Here is a 17,572-nt window from a genome sequence, read left to right on the forward strand (position 1 = left end):
GTGCCCGACATCCCGGAGAGGTGAAACTGTAGCCACCTTGTGGGACAAAAGTGATGAGAGGGAATTAGGGTGGGGCCATGCGTACCCGCCCTCGCCGCCTCGCCGCGGCCGCCGCCCTCACCGCCGCTGCCTCCCTGGCCCTGGTGGGATGCGGGACCGATACCTCGACTGACGCCCCCACCACGAGTCAGACGACCACCGCGGGGTCCTCGCCGGCCGCGCTGGCCCGGACCCTGTCGCCGGAGGAGATGGAGGCCTCCGATCCCTCGGCCTCGCCGGCGGATGCCGCCCCCAAGGCCCAGCAGTCCGGCGACAGCGCTGAGCCTGCCCAGTTCGTCGTGACCGAGATCCGCGTGGGCGACTACCGGGGCAAGGACCGGGTGGTCTTTGAACTCGACGGCCAGGGCATCCCGGGGTACTCCGTGGACTACGTCGACGCCCCCGCCCAGCAGGGCAGCGGCTTCCCCGTGGAGGTGGCCGGGGACTCGTTCCTCCAGGTGATGCTCCGCGACCAGGTCCTGCCCACCGAGTCGGGCATGACGGAGGTCCCCGTGGGCACCGTCTCCACCGAGGAGGCGATCGGGGTGGCCGGGGTGGCCTTCACCGGGCAGTTCGAGGGTCAGGCCCAGTCCGTGATCGGACTCGAGGGCACGGACCGCGCCTTCTCCGCCTTCCTCCTGCAGAACCCGACCCGCCTGGTGGTGGATATCGACCGCTGACGCGGCACGAGGACCGAGGGGAGCCGCCCCGCCTCCGGTCATCGGTGGACGGTTTACTGGTACGCCGTTCATCCGTAGCTGGTTCATTCGTAGCTGACTCATTCGTAGACCCCCTCGACCGTCCAGTGCCCCTGTCCGTCCCCGAGCAGGCCGCGGAGCAGCAACGCGGCCGCCCGCTCGGGGACGATCTGCATCCGGGCCCTCGGCCGGTGGGGCTCACCGCCGGGCGTGGGCTCCCACCAGGCCTCGTCGATCGGCCACGGCCGCGACCAGCCGAGCAGCACGCATCGACGGCCCGCCACCTCGACAGTTTCGGGCCGACCCGTGAGCAGACCACGCGAGTTGACCCCGACGGGCGCCCCCGCTGCGGTGCGCAGCAGAACTCCCCCGGCGAGGGCGACCCGGGCCACGACCCCGGCCCCGGGGTCAGCACTCGCGCGGATTTCCAAGCGGTAGCCCGGACCCGGCCACACCACCGACGGCGACGGCGCGGGGAGCGCCCCCGGCCACGGGCCCTGCGTGACGGGATCATCCGGGGCGTCCCCGTACGGCAGGGACCGCACGCGATCGCCGGGACCGCGTCCGCCCACCTCCACGGGCACGCGGACCGACTCCGGCCCGAGCAGCCCCTGCACCCGCACGAGGGCGCGGTGCACGCGTGCCTCTGCCAGCCCCGCTTCGCCCCACAGCCCCTCCTGGACCCGGCCGGCGGGGACGACCTCCACCGGCTCCAGGACCAGAGCGGTGACCGCCCCGCCGACACCGCCGGCGATCGCGGTACCGGTGAGCCAGCCCTCCAGTTGCCAACGCAGCCGGTCGGCGGTGCCCTCCGGGGTGAGCGGCGACGAACACCGCCACACCCGGTTGACCTCCACGCCCCCCTCGACCCGCGCGGTGATGGACAGACGCAGGCAGGCGACCCCGGCCGCGGCGAGCACGGTGTGCAGCTCCCCCGCCAGCCGACGGCCGAGGAACGCCGCCTCGTCGACCCGCTCCAGGGGCGGGTCGCACCGGTGCTCGACCGCTGACCCCGCGGGTATCGCGGACACGGACGGGGGCCGCCACGGCACGGCCCGCGCGATGCGGTGCGCCACCGCGCCCGCCTCACCGAAGCGGGTGGCCACGTCCCGCGGCGGGAGCGCGGCAAAGTCCCCGAGCGTCCGCATGCCGAGCCGGTGGAGCAACCCGACGAGTTCGGCCAACTCCTCCGGGTCCCCCAGCGCGGGCTCCACCACGAGCGCGTCCACGGGCAGACCGGCGAGGTAGTCGGCATCCCCGCCCGGCTCCAGCAGCGCCGACCCGCGCGCGCCGAGCACGGCCGTGGGCAGCTCGTCCGCCAACCCCACCTGACATTCCGTCCCTGCCGCCGACACCGCGTCCAGGACCCGGGTGACGACCTCCTCCACCCCACCGTGGAAACGCAGCGCCCCGGCCGCGGAGAACACGAACAGTCCGGGCCGCAGCACCTCGATGCCCGGCACCACGGCATCCAGCGCCTGCACCACGGGCTCGAACCACACGGCATCCCGCGCCGGGTCCGCCGCCACCACGACGAGCTCCGGGCACCGGAACTGTGCCTCCCGCCGGCGCAGCCCACGCCGTACCCCGACCGCGCGCGCGACGGCGTTGCACGCGAGCACCCCGCGGGGGCCGACCACAGCGAGCGGCAGGTGCAGACCGCGCCCCTCGCCCCGGGCCGCCGCAACAGCCGGCCAGTCCGGGCACCACACCGCCATGACCCGCGCGCTCATCCCGCCGCCACCCATTCCGCCGTCCGCGAGGGCGCCGCCCGCCCGGAACACCGCACCACGGTCGAGACCGAGGCCAGCCTGCCCGCGCCCGCACCCAGTCCGCCGTAGCGGCAGTGCCGCCCCGCCAGCGTCAGCTCGGCGCCCGGCCAGCCCGGACCCACGAGCAGCACCGCACCCGAGACCCGCACCCGACCGGCGAGCACGCGGGCCCGGGACGGGGCGACCGCCGCGACGCCGGGCCCCAGCAGGACCAGGTCCAGGCCGTCTAGCAGCACCGACACCACCGCGGCCGCGTCCGGACCGGGATCCGGGATTAGTGCCAGACAGTCCAGCCGGCCGCCCTGTTCCGCCACCGCGGCCACCCCGAGTTCCGGCCAGCCCACCACCGCACACCTGACCCCGGAGGCCGTGGCCGCCGCCAGCAACCCCACCCTGAGGGTGGCGCTGCCGGAGACCGCCGTAACCCGCCCCGCGGGGAGCACCCCGCCCGGCAACAGGGGCGCCACGGAACCCGGCACGGCCACGCCGGGGACAACGGGAGTGCCGGACGCAGCAGGGGTGACCACAGCGGAGCCGCCCGGGACCGGGTGCGCTGCGGCGGGCTCTGCCGTGACAGGCTCTGCGGTGACAGTTGCCGCCGTGACAGGTGCGGCCGCGACAACCGAGACCGTCTCCACAGGCGCGCCCGAGCGCGCGGCCGCGGGCGGGCCCCCACCCGGCATCGCAGCCAGCCGACGGCGCAACTCCGCGACACGATCCTCCGTGCCGAGGTCGGACAGATCGACAGCAGAAGCGCCTACTACCATCATCAGAACCTTCCGCCCCGGACGACACGCCGCCAACCCCGTGAATCGAACTATTTTTCGACTACACCGAACAGTGAACACCACGGGTACGACACAGCGCAAGAACACCTGTTCGACAGGGTCAAACGAGGTTCTGGCGTCGGACCGCTCGGATACGCTGTGCCCACCACCGAGAGGAGCACCATGGCCGGGCTGCGTTTCCGACTCCGGCAGATCAGCCGACGCTTCTGGTTCCTCCCCGCCGTCATGACCCTCGTCGCACTGGCTCTTGCCCAGCTCGGGACATGGTTGTCCACCAATCCGGGAACGAACGACGACGCGCCCACCTGGCTCTACGGCGGCGGCGTGGATGGTTCCCGGAGCATCCTCGCCGCCGTGGCGAGCAGCTCGATCGGAGTCGGCGGCACCGTCTTCTCCATCACCATCGCCGCCCTCTCCTATGCCGCCGGCACCATGGGTCCGCGCCTGCTCCAGAACTTCACCGAGGACCGCGGCAACCAGGTCACGTTGGGCGTGTTCATCTCCACCTTCGCCTTCAGCCTCTACAGCCTGCGCACGGTCACCGGCGGCGACGAGGGAGCCCCGTTCGTCCCCCACTACAACGTCACCCTGGCGCTCCTCCTCGCGCTCGGTTGTATTGCTGCGCTCGTGTATTTCCTCGGTCACGTCACCGGCTCGATCAACACCACCCGTGTCGTCAACCTCCTCGCAGCAGACCTCCGGTCCTCCCTGCTCACCGCCACCGAGCGGACAGGTCCGGAGCACAACGTGTTGCCGCAACCGGGAGCGGAGTTCTGGGCGGGAGCGGAGACACTATCCGCGGAGAAGGGCGGATACCTGCAGCTGGTGGATCACGAGGGGTTGGTCGACCTCGCCGTCGAGACCGGGACGGTGATCCGACTCCTCGTCCGACCGGGGGACTACCTCTACCCCAACTCCCCCATCGCCGAGGGCGTCCCCACCCTGCCCGACGGCGTCTACTCCAGGCTCACGGTCGGCACCTCCCGGACCCGGGAGCAGGACGTCGAGCACGCCGTCCGTCTGCTCGCCGAGGTGGGCACCCGCGCGCTGAGCCCCGGTACCAACGACCCGTTCACCGCGGTCGACGTCATCGACCGATTCGGCGACGCTCTGTGCACCCTGGAGGACCGGGAGTGGCCGACCGGCGTGTACTCGCGCGACGAAGAGGTCCGTCTCGTCGTGGCCACCTCCGACTTCGAAGGCCTCATCGCCGCGATGTTCGACCAGATGCGCCAGTTCGGTGCAGGCGCACCTGCCGTCAGCATTCGGATGCTCGACGTCTTCGCCGTCGCGGCGCGGGTTCTCGACGATCCCGGCCGGCGGGCGGTCGTCACCCGCCACGCCACGAAACTCCGCGACGACGCCCTCGGGGCGACCCGTAACGCCGACGACAGGGTCGCCATCGAGCGTCGTTACCGCGCCGTGCTCGAGGCCGCCGGATAGAACGGGCGGCACGGAGGGGAGGACCAGAGAGAAGACCCCGGCGGGAGAGACCGAGGTTCACCCGGTGTCGCCCCGGCGGCCACCCATCACACCTACCCTGGCGAGCATGAAGGCCTCCATCGGGAACCGAATCGTGCTCATCGGCGCCGGGGACGTGGGCATCGCCTACGCCTACGCGCTCGTCAACCAGGGCCTGGCCGACCACCTGGCCATCATCGACATCGACCACGACAAACTGGTCGGCGAGGTCATGGACCTCAACCACGGCGTCGTGTGGGCGCCCTCCCCCACCCTCGTCACCGAGGGGACCTACGACGACTGCGCGGACGCCACCATGGTGGTGATCTGCGCCGGCGCCGCCCAGAAGCCGGGCGAGACCCGCCTCGACCTGGTCGGGAAGAACATGACGATCTTCGAGACGATCGTCGGTGATGTCATGGCGACCGGTTTCGACGGCATCCTGCTGGTGGCCACCAATCCCGTCGACATCCTCGCCCAGGCCGCGTGGCGGTACTCCGGACTGCCCGCCGCGCAGGTGATCGGCTCCGGCACGATCCTCGACTCGGCGCGCTTCCGGTTCATGCTGGGCCAGTACTACGACGTCGCCCCGATGAGCGTGCACGCCTCGATCATCGGCGAGCACGGCGACACCGAACTGCCGGTCTTCTCCTCCGCCAACGTCTCCGGGGTGCCGCTACGCCGCGACCTGGACTCCGACCCGGCCACGCGGGAGCGGCTCGCGCAGATCTTCACCGAGACCCGGGACGCCGCCTACCGGATCATCGACTCCAAGGGCTCGACCAGCTACGGCATCGGCATGGGTCTGGCCCGCATCACCCGTGCCGTCCTGCGCAACGAGCAGGTCTCGCTGCCGGTATCCACGTTGCTGCAGGGCGAATACGGCCAGGACGGCATCTTCATCGGGGTGCCCGCGGTGATCGGGCGGACCGGCGTCCAGCGCGTGGTGGAGCTGGAACTCGACGACACCGAGACAAAACAGTTCGCCCGCAGCGCGTCTGCGCTACGGGCGGTGTCCGAACAGTTCGAGGTACTGCGTTAGATCAGAGGGCTCCGGGGGGATCGCTGGCCGGGAAGGACTCGTCGCCCCACTCGTCGACGATCGCGTCGTCGTGCTCATACCGGGCCTGATCTGCGGGTTCCTCGGAATGCTCGCCGGTGCGGTCAGGGTTCTGCGGACTCGTCATAGTTCATCCTCCTACCGCCGTACACGGCGTACGACGATACTCAGGTTAGCGGACGCCTCGGGCCCCGGCCGACGCGGAGGCCAGCGTCCCATCCTTCACAGGAATGGCAGGAGTCACCATGCACACCACCGACTACACCGACACCCTGATCCTCCCCGCGCCCGACACCAAGGCCGTGGCCGCCGCCGTCCCGCCGGCCGGGAAAGGCTCGATCGCCGAGCTCCAGTACGACCGTCTCTCCGCCGAGGACTACGCGTGGACGAGCGACGACCTGCTCTTCGACGTGCACTGCCAGCGCAAGGGGATCGCGGAAGGAGACCGCGCGGCCGAACGCGAGCGGTTCTTCTCCAAGGGCCAGCCCTGCCTGCGCACCTCCCCGCTGGCCAAGACCTACGGCTGGGCGCTGCACTTCGACTCCGCCGGGCGGATCGCGCTGCTGCCCATGGGCTCAGAGCGCGTGACCGAGCTGGAAGCCGACCCGGACGTGACGGTCAGGACCGCGATGAAGAGCTCCCGCTAGCCCCCCTCACCGCCAGCCGAGCTCGACGTCGGCCAGGGACCGCAGCCACTCGAGCACCGGGCCGGCGACGACCCGCGCGAACTCCTCGTAGCCGGCGGGGCCGGGATGAGCCCCGTCGCCGGCAGTGACCTCGCGCATCCACGCCCCGCCCGCCAGCAGCCGGTCGAAGGTCGGCACGAACGGCACCCCGGCCTCGGCGCACACCTCGGCCATCGCGGCGGCCCGGGCCGTGATCCTCTCGTTGACCCCGTCCCACACCACCGGCGGCGGGCCCACCACGAGCAACCGCCCCTCGGGGGTCCGGGCGATCATCCCGCGCAGCGCCGCGACCGTGCCCGCCTCGTCCACGCGGACCGCGCCCTCGTGCTCCATCACGTCGTTGACCCCGAACTCCGCGATCACCGCCGTCGTGGGGAACGCGGCCCGTCGGCGGTCGACCTCGTCCCAGCGGGCCAGGATCATCTGGGAGGTGTCCCCGCCGATCCCGGCGACCATGAAACGGAGCCGCAGGCCCGCCCGCGAACCCTCCTCGACCAGGAGCGCGGTCCAGCCGCGGCCGGTCTCGTCGCCGTACCCGGCCACGAACGAGTCACCGATGACGCACACCGGGAGGTCGCGCGGTTCGCTCACGACGTCACGGTAGCGGTCCGGGCGGGTGGGTGGGGGCCGCCCCGCGTCAGTCCAGGTGTCGGGACTGCGCCCAGCGGGTGAGCGCGTGCCGGTTGGACTGCTGGGTCTTGCGCAGCACGTTGGAGGCGTGGGTCTCCACCGTCTTGACCGAGATGAACAGCTCCTCGGCGATCTCCTTGTAGGTGTACCCGCGGGCCAGGAGCCGCAGCACCTCCTTCTCCCGCGGGGTGAGGGAGTCCACCTCCGCGTCGTGGACGGGCTCGCCGCGATCCTCCGGCCCGGGGGCCGCACGGGCGAACGCGTCCAGGACGAACCCGGCCAGACGCGGGGAGAACACCGCGTCGCCGTCGGCCACCCGGCGCACGGCATCGGCCAGGTCCCCGCCGGAGATGGTCTTGGTGACGTAGCCGCGCGCGCCGCCGCGGATCACCGCGATCACGTCCTCGGCGGCGTCCGAGACGCTGAGCGCGAGGAACGTGGGGCCGGGCGCGTCCGCGGTATCGGTCGAGCCCCCCGCGACGGCGCCCAGCACCGCGCGCAGCACGGCCACGCCGCCGCCGTCGGGCATGTGCACGTCGAGCAGGACCACGTCGGGGCGCACCCGCCCGATGCCGGCGACCGCCTCGGCCACCGACCCCGCCTCGCCCACCACCTCGATCCCGGTCTGCCCGGCGAGTTCGGCCCGGACGCCGCTGCGGAACACCGCGTGGTCGTCGACAAGGAATACCCGGCACACCCTGGCGCCACCGTCCGGCCCGTCCGTCATTCGCCCTCCAGCGGCATCTCGATCCTGATCTCCGTCCCGCGCCCGAGCGTACTGCGCACGGTCACGCTGCCGCCCCGGCTCTCCACGCGGTGCCGGATGGACTGCGACAGCCCGTGGCGATCGCCGCCGACGTCGTCGGGATCGAAGCCGCGCCCGCGGTCGCGGACGAAGGCGCTGAGCACCCGGCCGTCGTTCTCCACGAACACGTCGGCGGTGTCCACGCCGGCGTGCTTGGCCACGTTGACCAGCGCCTCGCGCACCGCGCCCAGGACGGCCTCCTCGGCGTCGCCCGCCGGGCCGTCACCGCCCACCACCACCTGGTCGATGCGCAGTCCATAGGCGTCCTCGACGTCCCCGACGATCACCTCGACCGCCCCGGCGACGGTGGCGGCGCCGGAGGACATCCGAGCCCCGGCCCCGAAGAGCCACTGCCGCAGTTCGCGCTCCTGTCGACGGGCCAACCGCGACACCTGCCCGGGGTCGTCGGAGCGCTTCTGGATCAACGCCAGCGTCTGCAGCACGGAGTCGTGCAGGTGGGAGGCGATGTCGCTGCGCTCGGCCTCCCGGATGCGCGCCGCGCGCTCCTCCTCCAGCGACCGCCACAGCCGCAGACCCACCGGGACGCTGAGCAGCCCCACGCCGACGAGGGTCGCCAGCACCGCCAGGAACGACGACCGCAGGGCGGCGAACTCGACCTGGCCCACCACCACCACAGCGAGTCCGACGACGACGAGGGTGGCACCCGCGGTCACCCTGGCCCAGTCGAAGACGGACCGGGGGGCCACCCGTCCCCCACCGTCGTACTGCTGCCAGACCAGCCCGGCACCCAGGGCCACTATCAGGACGGGGACGATCACGTTCAGTCCCGTCGTGGTGGTCACCATGAACGACAGCACCGAACCCACCAGCGCGAGGGCCGCCAGGGCCATGCCGCGTCGCCGCTCCCGCGGGTCCCGGGGGGCAGCTCCCTCCCGCGCCGGCGCCGACGGGGTCAGTGCCCACAGCGCGGCGTAGAACACCACGCCGGCCCCGGACAGGGTGGCCAGCAAGACCATCGCCAGACGCACGTAGATGACCCGCACCCCGAGGTGGGCGGCGAGTCCCGCGCACACGCCGGCCACCACGGAACCGTCGGAGATCCGGCTCAGCGCGGGGTACCAGCGGAAGCCGGCCGGCTGCACGGCGGGAAGCCGCCCCGGCGGGGCGACCGACACCGCCGGCCGCGGCACGGTCAACGGCGCTGTGGCCGGCTCCTGCACCGGGTCGGTCGCGTTCTCACTCATGAAGTCCATGGTCACAGATCGATCCCCGGGGCGCATCGGGGTCCGACCCCGAGATCCCCGGGGTCGGGAAATCAGGGTCGGCCCCCGATGTGCCCGCCCCGCCCGCCAGCCACAGTGGAGTCATGTCCAGCACCAGCACCACCGACTTCCCGTCCGAGCTCCGCGCCCTGTGGCGCACCCGACCCGTCCGGACCCCGGACGACTCCAAGATCGCCGGTGTCTGCGGCGGTTTCGGCCGGCGCTACGGCGTCGACCCCGTGCTCTTCCGCATCGCCTTCGTCATCGCCGCCCTCTGGGGCGGGGCCGGCGTGTTCCTGTACGCCCTGTTGTGGCTTCTGCTGCGCTCCGCCGGGAACGAGGTCTCCAAGGGGGAATCGCTCATCGGCCGGGGCCGGGCATCCGGCTCCAAGGCCGCCGCTGTGGTCCTCGTCGTCGTCGTCCTCCTCAGCGCCCCCACCTTCGGCGGCTCCGGGGAGACCTTCTTCGTGGGCGCCGGGTTCCTCATGGCCGCCGCCATGCTCGTCGGCTGGTACGGCCTGCACCGCCGCACCCCCACGCCGCCCGCCGGATGGGCCGAGGTGTCCGCCGTCCGCCCGCCGACCGCGCGCACCTCCACCCCGTGGACACCGTGGACCGCGCAGACCGCCACCACACAGGACCCCACCACACAGGACCACGGTGCCGCACAGGTCCCCGGATCGGGCCCAGATGCGCCGTTCGGCCCGCCGGTCCCGCCCTCGTGGGACCCGCTCGGCGCCGCACCGTTCGCCTGGGACCTGCCCGACCCAGACGCCGTGTCCGCGCCCGGCGCAGCGTCCGCGCCCGAGCCCGCCAGGCGCCGGTCCCGCCTCACCAAGATCACGCTCGGCCTGGCGCTGATCGCCGTCGCCGTCACCACCGGACTGTCCGCCCTGGTGGGGATCACCTGGCTCGACTCCACCCGGATCGCCGCGGTCGCCCTGGCCGTGGTGGCCGGAGGCCTGCTCATCGGCGCGATCACCCGCCGGGGCCACGGACTGCTGGTGGTGGCCGGGCCGCTCGCCGGGTTCGTCCTGCTGGCCTCGCTGGTCCAGGTCCCCGAGGGCGGCTGGGAGAACAACGGTGACCTGCGCGTCGAGATCACCGGACCCGCCCAGCTCGGCACCCCGGTGACCCACGAGTTCGGCGACGTCACGGTGGACATGCGCGGGCTGGAACTGGACCGCGACCGCAGCTACAGCATCACCAACGAGGTCGGCGAGGTGACGGTGCTGCTACCCGCCGGGCTGAACGTGGAGGCGACCTGTCACACCGACCTCGGCAAGGTCGAGTGCCCCGAGAGCACGGGGGGCGACGCCGGCGGACCGGTCCTGACCCTGGACATCACCAACGACCTCGGTGATGTCGAGGTGACCCGATGACCGCCTCGCAGGGCCCGCAGCCCACCGGCGGGAGCGCTGCCGACCGCACGGACGGCCCCGCCGCAGACCACGCCGCAGACCACGCTCACAAGAATGCCGACGACCACACCACCGGGAGCCCCGAGATGACCACCGACGCCGTCAACCCCACTGCCACGTTCACCCCCACCGACACCTTCGCCCCGACCGATGCGGCCTCACGCCCCGACCAGCCGCTCTACGCCCCGCTCCCCTACGGGACCGGCTTCACCGCCCCGGAGCAGTTCGGTTACGGCGTCGCCCCCGGGGCCCCCGAGACCCGGTCGACGCCGTCGGCCACGACCGCGGTGGCGAGGCGCGAACGGCCCGGATCCCCTGTGCTCGCGGTAGCCGGGCTGCTCTCGCTGGCCGTCGCCGTGTGGGCGGTCCTGGGGGCGCCGGCGATCAGCACCACCGCCGTCCTCACCGCGGGGCTCGTGCTGACGGTCCTCGTGGGGTTGGCCATGGTGGTCCGGCGCTGACTGTGTTCCGGCGCTGACTCCGGACAGTGTGACGCGGGCGCGGCAGCTGCCGCGCCCGCGTCATGTCACGCCCGGCTCACTCCCACTCGATGGTGCCCGGCGGCTTGCTGGTCACGTCCAGCACGACCCGGTTGACGTCCGGGACCTCGTTGGTGATGCGGTTGGAGATCAGGGCGAGCGTCTCGTACGGCACGCGCGTCCAGTCCGCCGTCATGGCGTCCTCGGAGCTCACCGGGCGCAGCACGATGGGGTGACCGTAGGTGCGGCCGTCGCCCTGGACGCCCACCGAGCGGACGTCGGCCAGCAGCACCACCGGGCACTGCCACACGGAGGAGTCGAGGCCGGCGGCGGTCATCTCCTCGCGCACGATCGCGTCGGCCGCGCGCAGCGTCTCCAGCCGGCCGGAGTCCACAGCGCCGACGATCCGGATGGCCAGACCCGGACCGGGGAAGGGGTGCCGGCCGACGATCGCCTCGGGCAGCCCGAGTTCGCGGCCCACCGCGCGGACCTCGTCCTTGAACAGCAGGCGCAGCGGCTCCACCAGCGAGAACTCGATGTCGTCCGGCAGGCCGCCCACGTTGTGGTGGCTCTTGATGTTGGCCGTGCCCGCGCCGCCGCCGGACTCGACGACGTCCGGGTAGAGGGTGCCCTGGACCAGGAAGTCGACGGAGGCGTCGTCGTCGCCCTGGAGTTCGAGGGCCTGGGTCACGGCCCGCTCGAACGACCGGATGAACTCCCGGCCGATGATCTTGCGCTTGGACTCGGGGTCGGTGACGCCGGCGAGGTGGCCGAGGTAGGTCTCGGAGTCGTCGAGCGTGATGAGGCGGGCGCCGGTGACGGCGACGAAGTCGTTCTCCACCTGCTCGCGCTCCCCCGCGCGCAGCAGCCCGTGGTCGACGAACACACAGGTGAGCCGGTCGCCGATGGCCCGCTGGACCAGCGCAGCCGCGACGGCGGAGTCGACGCCGCCGGACAGTCCGCAGATCGCCCGGCCGTCGCCGATCTGCTCGCGGACGGCCTCCACCAGCTGATCGGCGATGTTGGACGCGGTCCACGTGGGCTCCAGGCCCGCGACCTCGGTGAGGAACCGGGTGAGCACCTGCTGCCCGTGGGGCGAGTGCAGGACCTCGGGGTGGTACTGGACGCCGGCCATGCGACGCTCGGCGTTCTCGAACGCCGCGACCGGGGCGCCCGGGGACGTGGCGGTCACCGTGAACCCCTCGGGGGCGGCGGTGACGGCGTCGCCGTGGCTCATCCACACCGGGTGCTGCTCCGGCAGTCCGGCGTGCAGCACGCCGCCGGAGACCGTGGCATCGGTTCGCCCGTACTCGCGGCTGCCGGTGTGGGCGACCTCGCCGCCCAGCGCGCCGGCCATGGCCTGGAAGCCGTAGCAGATGCCGAACACCGGCAGCCCCAGCTCGAGCACCGCCGGGTCCAGCGACGGGGCGTCTTCGGCGTAGACGCTGGCCGGTCCCCCGGACAAGATCAGAGCCACGGGGTTCTTGGCCCGGATCTCCTCCACGGTCGCGGTGTGCGGGATCACCTCGGAGTAGATCCGCGTCTCGCGCACCCGCCGCGCGATGAGCTGCGCGTACTGGGCGCCGAAGTCGACCACGAGGACGGGGCGGGGAGCTGCCGCTTCTGCGGTGATCTGGGAGTCGGTCTGTGCGTTCTGGGCCACGGACCAGAGTCTATGCGGCGTGGCCACTCTGCCGAACTCCGCCACGTCCGCCCGCCGAGGTGTTCACAATGGATCGCATCACGGCCGGGGCCTGATCGGCTACCGCCATCGACGGGGAGGGGCACCGATGGAGAGGATGACGGGGTTCGACGCGAGCCTGCTGTACCTGGAGACATCGCAACAGATGCTCGTGGTCAGCGGGATCCTCGTCGTCGACGTCTCCGGCCTGGAGTTCGAGTACACCTTCGAACGGTTCCGGACGGAGCTCGCCCGGCGGATCAAGGAGATCCCCGAGTTCCGCCGCAAGATCTACGACTCCCTCCTGAACCTCGGGCACCCCGCGTGGGTGGAGGAGTACGACCTCGACGTGACCGAGCACGTCCGTCGCGTCGTGGTGGACGCGCCCGGTGACGACGACGCCGTGTTCGAGATGTGCGGGACCCTGAGCAGCCGCTCGCTGGACCGGTCGAAGCCCCTCTGGGAGATGTGGGTACTCGAGGGGTTGGCTGCGCCAGACACCGTGGTCGTGCTCTTCCGCGCCCACCACGCCCTGCTGGACGGCACGAGCAGCGCGGCCGTCCTACGCAAACTCAGCGGGGCCCAGAGCAAGCCGTCCCCCCGCGACCTCGACCTGGTCCGGGTCCAGGCCGGCGGGGCCAACCCGATCCGGCTGTTGGTGGGGGGCCTGTGGGACTTCTCCGTGCGCCGCCCACTGACCGTCGCCCGCCTCGTGCCGGAGATCGCGATGCTGCCGCTGACGCTGCGCAGGGCGACAGCCGACACGAAGCCGGCCTCGGCCCGGGAGGCGGCTGGCGATGCAGACACGGCGGGCGGCACGGCGGCCGGCACGAACGCAGCAGACGCGACGGACGCCACCGACAAGGCCGCACCCAAGGCCGCGCCGTTCACCGCCCCGCGGACCCGCTTCAACGCGACGATCACCCCGCACCGGGCGGTCTGGGGCACCTCGCTCGACCTGGCAGACATCAAGGAGGTGAAGAACGCCTTCGGGGTGACCGTCAACGACGTCTTCCTGTCGGTGGTGGGCGGCGGGCTCCGCCGATACCTGCGGTTCCACGACGATCTCCCCGAGAAGCCGCTCATCGCGGTCGTCCCCGTGTCCACACGCGGGGACGACGGGACCCAGGGCAACAACCGGGTGACCGTGCTGTTCGCGTCGCTCGGGACCGATATCCAGGACCCGCTCGAGCGCCTGCAGGCGGTGGCCGCGCGGACGCGGCGCGGCAAGAAGCAGGCCAGGAACGGGATACGTCCGGACCTCATCCAGGACGTCGCGACGCTGGCCCCGTCCACCGCCCTCTCGCTGGCGATCCGTCTGTACGGCGACTTCCACCTCGCCGACCTGCACCCGGTGGTGCACAACCTCACCGTCTCCAACTTCCCCGGCCCCGAGAAGCTGGACTTCCTGGGCGCACGGGTCACGCACATGTATCCGATGGGCCCGCTGATGCACGGCTCCGGGTTGTCGGTGACGGCGATGTCGCTGAACGGTCAACTCGACGTGGGGATCAACGCCTGCGAACACCTCGTGCCCGATCCGGAACTCTTCGCCACCGGGCTGCGGGAATCGCTGGACCGACTGCTCGAACTCACCCGGGCGATCGAACCCACCCGAGCGAAGAGCTGACCCGTGCAGCGGATGACCGGCCTCGACGCGAGCTTCCTCTACCTCGAGACCGACGAGCAGATGATGGTGATCAACGGCATCGTCCACCTCGATGTCTCCACCATCTCCGAAGGGTACTCCTTCGAGCACTTCCGGTCCGGGCTCGCCCGGCGGGTCAAGACCGTCCCCCCGTTCCGGCGCGAGGTCCACGACTCGCGGTGGAACCTCGGGCACCCGGCGTGGGTGGAGGACTTCGACTTCGAGATCGACCACCACGTGCGCCGGATCGTGCTCGACCCGGTCGACACCGAGGACGACCTACTGGCGACGTGCGGGCGGCTCGCCTCCACGCCGCTCGATCGCTCCCATCCCCTCTGGCAGGTGTGGATCATCGAGTGGGGAGATCCGCACGCCCCCACCGTGACCGCGTTCTGCCGTGTCCACCACGCGGTCATCGACGGCATGCTGGGCGCCGAGCTGCTCGCCACCCTCGCCGCGACGGACGCCTCCAACCCCGCCCAGGACCCCGCGCTCGTCCGCACCCACGTCGGTCGCGCCAACACGCTCCAGCTCATCGCCGGGGGCGCCCGCGAGCTCGTCGGTCGGCCACTGTCGTTCCTCCGGTTACTCCCCGAGACGCTGTCGGTGCCGCTGGCGATGACGCGGGCCCGGGGCCGGAGGGACGACGGGGAGTCCATGCCCGCGCCGTTCACGGCGCCCCGGACGTTGTTCAACCACTCGCTCACCCCGCACCGCGCAGTGGCCACCGCGTCTCTCGACCTCGACGCCGTCAAGCTGGTCACCGCGCGGCTGGGCGGGACCGTCAACGACGTGCTGCTCACGGTGGTCGGCGGCGCGGTCCGGTCCTACCTCGAGGACCACGACGACGTCCCGACCTCGTCCCTGGTGGCGATAGTCCCCATCTCCACCCGCGAGGATCTGGCGGCCGACGGCGCCAACCAGGTGTCGGCCATGTTCGCCTCGCTGGCCACGGAGGTGGTCGATCCGGTGGAGCGGTACGAGCGGATCAGCGCGGCGGCCACGACCGCCAAAAGGCAGGCCGGCAGTATCCGTCCGGGACTGCTGACCGACTGGGGCCGGATGAGCCCCCGCCTGCTGATCGATCTGGGGATGCGCGCGTACGAGGCACTCCGGCTCGCCGACGTCCACCCGGTGATCTACAACCTGATCATCTCCAACGTGCCCGGGCCCCGCACCCCCCTCTACTTCCTCGGCGCGCGGATCACCCACATGCACCCCTTCGGCCCGCTGCTCCACGGGGCGGGCCTGTCGGTGACCGGCGTGTCGATCGACGGCCACATCGACCTGGGCGTGATCTCGTGCGAACACCTCGTGCCCGACCCGGACGTGGTGGCCCGCGGCATCGAGGTGGCGCTGGCCCAGCTGGTCGAGCTCACCGCGCCCTGAGGCAGCCCGTCAGCTGACCCCGACGATCGGCAGGCGGAGCGCACCGGGCGCTGCCTCCGGCACGACGGGCGACGTGGGCTGCACCGGCGCCACGCGCTCGTAGGCCTCACCCTGCGCGGGACGCGGATCGGCCTCGCCCTTGTTGGGCCACAGGGACATCGCCCGCTCGGCCTGAGCGGTGATGCTCAGCGCGGGGTTCACGCCGAGGTTCGCAGAGATCGCGGAGCCGTCCACGATGTGCATCGTCGGGTAGTTCCACACGCGGTGGTAGGGGTCCACGACGCCGGTCTCGGGCGAATCCGAGATCACGCAACCACCCAGGAAGTGAGCGGTGAGCGGAATGTTGGCGATCTCGCCCCACGTGCCACCGGGCATGCCGCCGATCTCCTCGGCGATCTTCCGGGTGGCCTCGTTGCCGGCGGGGATCCACGTCGGGTTGGGCTCGCCGTGCCCCTGCTTGCTGGTGACGTACTTGAACGGACCGAAGCGCTTGACGGAGGTCTGCAGCGAGTTGTCGAGGTTCTGCATGACCAGCGCGATCACTGAGCGCTGGCTCCACCGACGCAGGTGGAACAGTTGGAGGAACATGGCGGGCTCACGCCGGACCTCGTTCAGCAGGGTGCGCCAGCGCGGGAGCGGCCCGTCGCCGTCCGTCAGCAGGGTCTGCAGGATGGCGATGGCGTTGGAACCCTTGCCGTACCGGACCGGTTCGATGTGGGTGTCGGGCCGGGGATGGAACGACGACGTGATGGCGACGCCCTCGGAGAAGTCCTGCTCCGGCTTGTAATTCGGGCGCATCGCCCCGAGGATCGCCTCCGAGTTGGTGCGGGTGAGCTTGCCGAGGGCGTCCGAGAGACGGGGCAGCGACCCGTCGTCCTTGGCGTAGTGGAGCAGGTGCTGGGTGCCCCAGGTGCCGGCCGCCACGACCACCTGACCCGCGGTCACGGTGGTGGTGCGCTTGCCGCGTCGCGTCCAGGCGCCGGTCCGCTCGAGGGTGACCTCCCACGTCCCGTCGCCGCGCTCGCGGAGCCCGTTGACCGTGGTCCGGTCCAGGACGCGGGCGCCCGCGCGCTCGGCCAGGGCGAGGTAGTTCTTCATCAGCGTGTTCTTGGCATTGTGGCGGCAGCCGGTCATGCACTCGCCGCACTCGATGCACGCGTTGCGGTCCGGCCCCACCCCGCCGAAGTACGGATCGGCGACCCGCTCGCCGGGCTTGCCCTCCCCGCCCGTCTTCTCCCCGAAGAACACGCCGACCGGGGTGTAGACGAAGGTGTCCTCCGCGCCCATGTCGCGGGCCACCTTCTTCATGACCTCGTCCGAGTGGGTGTGCGTGGGGTTGGTGACCACGCCCAGCATGCGGCGGCCCTGGTCGTAGAACGGGGAGAGTTCCTCCTCCCAGTCCGTGATGTGGCCCCACTGCCGGTCCTTGAAGAACTGACTGGTGGGCTTGTACAGCGTGTTGGCGTAGTTGAGCGAGCCCCCGCCCACGCCCGCGCCGGCGAGGATCATCACGTCGCGCATCATGTGCACGCGCTGGATGCCGAACAGCTTGAGCTTGGGCGCCCACACGTAGCGGTTGAGCCGCCAGGACGTCTTGGGCAGGTCGGCGTCCTCGAAGCGGCGGCCCGCCTCGATCACCGTGACGCGGTACCCCTTCTCCGACAGCCGGAGCGCGGTGACGCTGCCGCCGAAACCGGAACCGACGACGACGACGTCGATATCGGTTCCCGCGGAGGCGTCGGTATTCGAGGTCGACGGGGTGCGTGACGTCATGGTGGATCTCCCTGGGTGG

16 protein-coding genes are annotated in these 17,572 nt (G+C 71.8%); 8 read left to right on the forward strand and 8 right to left on the reverse strand.

The window, feature by feature from the left end; genetic code table 11:
- The first annotated feature begins 77 nt into the window (after positions 1–77).
- Complete coding sequence (locus R4P08_RS06905; protein ID WP_317813037.1) at positions 78–719, forward strand: hypothetical protein; 642 nt, start codon at positions 78–80, stop codon at positions 717–719.
- Between the two features lie 98 nt (positions 720–817).
- Here the strand turns inward: R4P08_RS06905 and R4P08_RS06910 are convergent, their stop codons facing one another.
- The gene (locus R4P08_RS06910; RefSeq protein ID WP_317813131.1) at positions 818–2,470 is read right to left on the reverse strand and encodes a DNA polymerase Y family protein; all 1,653 of its coding nucleotides are present in this window, start codon (positions 2,468–2,470) and stop codon (positions 818–820) included.
- The gene (locus tag R4P08_RS06915) at positions 2,467–3,279 is read right to left on the reverse strand and encodes a hypothetical protein (protein ID WP_317813038.1); all 813 of its coding nucleotides are present in this window, start codon (positions 3,277–3,279) and stop codon (positions 2,467–2,469) included. Before R4P08_RS06915 ends, R4P08_RS06910 begins: the two co-directional genes overlap by 4 nt.
- Before the next feature lie 180 nt (positions 3,280–3,459).
- Here R4P08_RS06915 and R4P08_RS06920 point away from each other — a divergent pair, with 180 nt between their 5' ends.
- Positions 3,460–4,740: a DUF2254 domain-containing protein gene (locus R4P08_RS06920; RefSeq protein ID WP_317813039.1), complete on the forward strand. Its 1,281-nt coding sequence runs from the start codon at positions 3,460–3,462 to the stop codon at positions 4,738–4,740.
- Positions 4,741–4,846: 106 nt separating this feature from the next.
- Positions 4,847–5,800, forward strand: coding sequence for an L-lactate dehydrogenase (locus R4P08_RS06925; RefSeq protein WP_317813040.1), 954 nt, complete (start codon positions 4,847–4,849; stop codon positions 5,798–5,800).
- Between the two features lies 1 nt (position 5,801).
- Here the strand turns inward: R4P08_RS06925 and R4P08_RS06930 are convergent, their stop codons facing one another.
- On the reverse strand, positions 5,802–5,945 hold the full coding sequence (locus tag R4P08_RS06930) for a hypothetical protein (RefSeq protein WP_317813041.1): 144 nt from the start codon (positions 5,943–5,945) through the stop codon (positions 5,802–5,804).
- A 118-nt stretch (positions 5,946–6,063) separates the two neighbouring features.
- Here R4P08_RS06930 and R4P08_RS06935 point away from each other — a divergent pair, with 118 nt between their 5' ends.
- Positions 6,064–6,465: a DUF6157 family protein gene (locus R4P08_RS06935; RefSeq protein WP_317813042.1), complete on the forward strand. Its 402-nt coding sequence runs from the start codon at positions 6,064–6,066 to the stop codon at positions 6,463–6,465.
- A gap of 6 nt (positions 6,466–6,471) precedes the next feature.
- Here R4P08_RS06935 and R4P08_RS06940 read toward each other — a convergent pair whose 3' ends face one another.
- The 3 genes from R4P08_RS06940 to R4P08_RS06950 are packed head-to-tail and all read right to left on the reverse strand — an operon-like array spanning position 6,472 to position 9,144.
- Positions 6,472–7,095, reverse strand: a complete 624-nt coding sequence (locus tag R4P08_RS06940; protein ID WP_317813043.1) for an SGNH/GDSL hydrolase family protein — start codon at positions 7,093–7,095, stop codon at positions 6,472–6,474.
- 46 nt (positions 7,096–7,141) lie between these two features.
- Positions 7,142–7,861 (reverse strand): response regulator transcription factor, encoded by a 720-nt coding sequence (locus tag R4P08_RS06945; RefSeq protein ID WP_317813044.1) that lies wholly within the window; start codon positions 7,859–7,861, stop codon positions 7,142–7,144.
- Entirely contained in the window at positions 7,858–9,144 is a 1,287-nt protein-coding gene (locus R4P08_RS06950; RefSeq protein WP_317813045.1) for a PspC domain-containing protein, read from the reverse strand. The genes R4P08_RS06945 and R4P08_RS06950 overlap by 4 nt, the downstream gene beginning before the upstream one ends.
- A 122-nt stretch (positions 9,145–9,266) precedes the next feature.
- Here R4P08_RS06950 and R4P08_RS06955 point away from each other — a divergent pair, with 122 nt between their 5' ends.
- Entirely contained in the window at positions 9,267–10,544 is a 1,278-nt protein-coding gene (locus tag R4P08_RS06955) for a PspC domain-containing protein (protein WP_317813046.1), read from the forward strand.
- Positions 10,541–11,044, forward strand: coding sequence for a hypothetical protein (locus R4P08_RS06960; RefSeq protein ID WP_317813047.1), 504 nt, complete (start codon positions 10,541–10,543; stop codon positions 11,042–11,044). Before R4P08_RS06955 ends, R4P08_RS06960 begins: the two co-directional genes overlap by 4 nt.
- Before the next feature lie 76 nt (positions 11,045–11,120).
- Here the strand turns inward: R4P08_RS06960 and guaA are convergent, their stop codons facing one another.
- Positions 11,121–12,725: a glutamine-hydrolyzing GMP synthase gene (guaA, locus tag R4P08_RS06965; protein WP_317813048.1), complete on the reverse strand. Its 1,605-nt coding sequence runs from the start codon at positions 12,723–12,725 to the stop codon at positions 11,121–11,123.
- Positions 12,726–12,852: 127 nt separating this feature from the next.
- Here guaA and R4P08_RS06970 point away from each other — a divergent pair, with 127 nt between their 5' ends.
- A complete protein-coding gene (locus R4P08_RS06970; protein WP_317813049.1) occupies positions 12,853–14,373 on the forward strand; it encodes a wax ester/triacylglycerol synthase family O-acyltransferase in 1,521 nt (506 codons plus the stop codon).
- A 12-nt stretch (positions 14,374–14,385) separates the two neighbouring features.
- Complete coding sequence (locus tag R4P08_RS06975) at positions 14,386–15,780, forward strand: wax ester/triacylglycerol synthase family O-acyltransferase (protein ID WP_317813132.1); 1,395 nt, start codon at positions 14,386–14,388, stop codon at positions 15,778–15,780.
- A 9-nt stretch (positions 15,781–15,789) separates the two neighbouring features.
- Here R4P08_RS06975 and R4P08_RS06980 read toward each other — a convergent pair whose 3' ends face one another.
- On the reverse strand, positions 15,790–17,553 hold the full coding sequence (locus R4P08_RS06980) for a GMC family oxidoreductase (RefSeq protein ID WP_317813050.1): 1,764 nt from the start codon (positions 17,551–17,553) through the stop codon (positions 15,790–15,792).
- Between the last annotated feature and the right edge of the window lie 19 nt (positions 17,554–17,572).

Origin of the sequence: Rhodococcus sp. IEGM 1408 (assembly GCF_033142235.1) — a bacterium.
In the GTDB taxonomy this organism is placed as follows: Bacteria; Actinomycetota; Actinomycetes; order Mycobacteriales; family Mycobacteriaceae; genus Dietzia.

Excerpts from the sequence above, each read along its gene's own strand:
- R4P08_RS06960 (WP_317813047.1), top strand. The coding sequence starts at position 10,541 with ATGACCGCCTCGCAGGGCCCGCAGCCCACCGGCGGGAGCGCTGCCGAC.
- R4P08_RS06950 (WP_317813045.1), bottom strand. The coding sequence starts at position 9,144 with ATGAGTGAGAACGCGACCGACCCGGTGCAGGAGCCGGCCACAGCGCCG.
- R4P08_RS06930 (WP_317813041.1), bottom strand. The coding sequence starts at position 5,945 with ATGACGAGTCCGCAGAACCCTGACCGCACCGGCGAGCATTCCGAGGAA.
- R4P08_RS06905 (WP_317813037.1), top strand. The coding sequence starts at position 78 with ATGCGTACCCGCCCTCGCCGCCTCGCCGCGGCCGCCGCCCTCACCGCC.
- R4P08_RS06910 (WP_317813131.1), bottom strand. The coding sequence starts at position 2,470 with ATGAGCGCGCGGGTCATGGCGGTGTGGTGCCCGGACTGGCCGGCTGTT.
- R4P08_RS06975 (WP_317813132.1), top strand. The coding sequence starts at position 14,386 with ATGACCGGCCTCGACGCGAGCTTCCTCTACCTCGAGACCGACGAGCAG.
- R4P08_RS06970 (WP_317813049.1), top strand. The coding sequence starts at position 12,853 with ATGGAGAGGATGACGGGGTTCGACGCGAGCCTGCTGTACCTGGAGACA.
- R4P08_RS06935 (WP_317813042.1), top strand. The coding sequence starts at position 6,064 with ATGCACACCACCGACTACACCGACACCCTGATCCTCCCCGCGCCCGAC.
- R4P08_RS06920 (WP_317813039.1), top strand. The coding sequence starts at position 3,460 with ATGGCCGGGCTGCGTTTCCGACTCCGGCAGATCAGCCGACGCTTCTGG.
- R4P08_RS06915 (WP_317813038.1), bottom strand. The coding sequence starts at position 3,279 with ATGATGGTAGTAGGCGCTTCTGCTGTCGATCTGTCCGACCTCGGCACG.
- R4P08_RS06925 (WP_317813040.1), top strand. The coding sequence starts at position 4,847 with ATGAAGGCCTCCATCGGGAACCGAATCGTGCTCATCGGCGCCGGGGAC.
- R4P08_RS06980 (WP_317813050.1), bottom strand. The coding sequence starts at position 17,553 with ATGACGTCACGCACCCCGTCGACCTCGAATACCGACGCCTCCGCGGGA.
- R4P08_RS06945 (WP_317813044.1), bottom strand. The coding sequence starts at position 7,861 with ATGACGGACGGGCCGGACGGTGGCGCCAGGGTGTGCCGGGTATTCCTT.
- R4P08_RS06955 (WP_317813046.1), top strand. The coding sequence starts at position 9,267 with ATGTCCAGCACCAGCACCACCGACTTCCCGTCCGAGCTCCGCGCCCTG.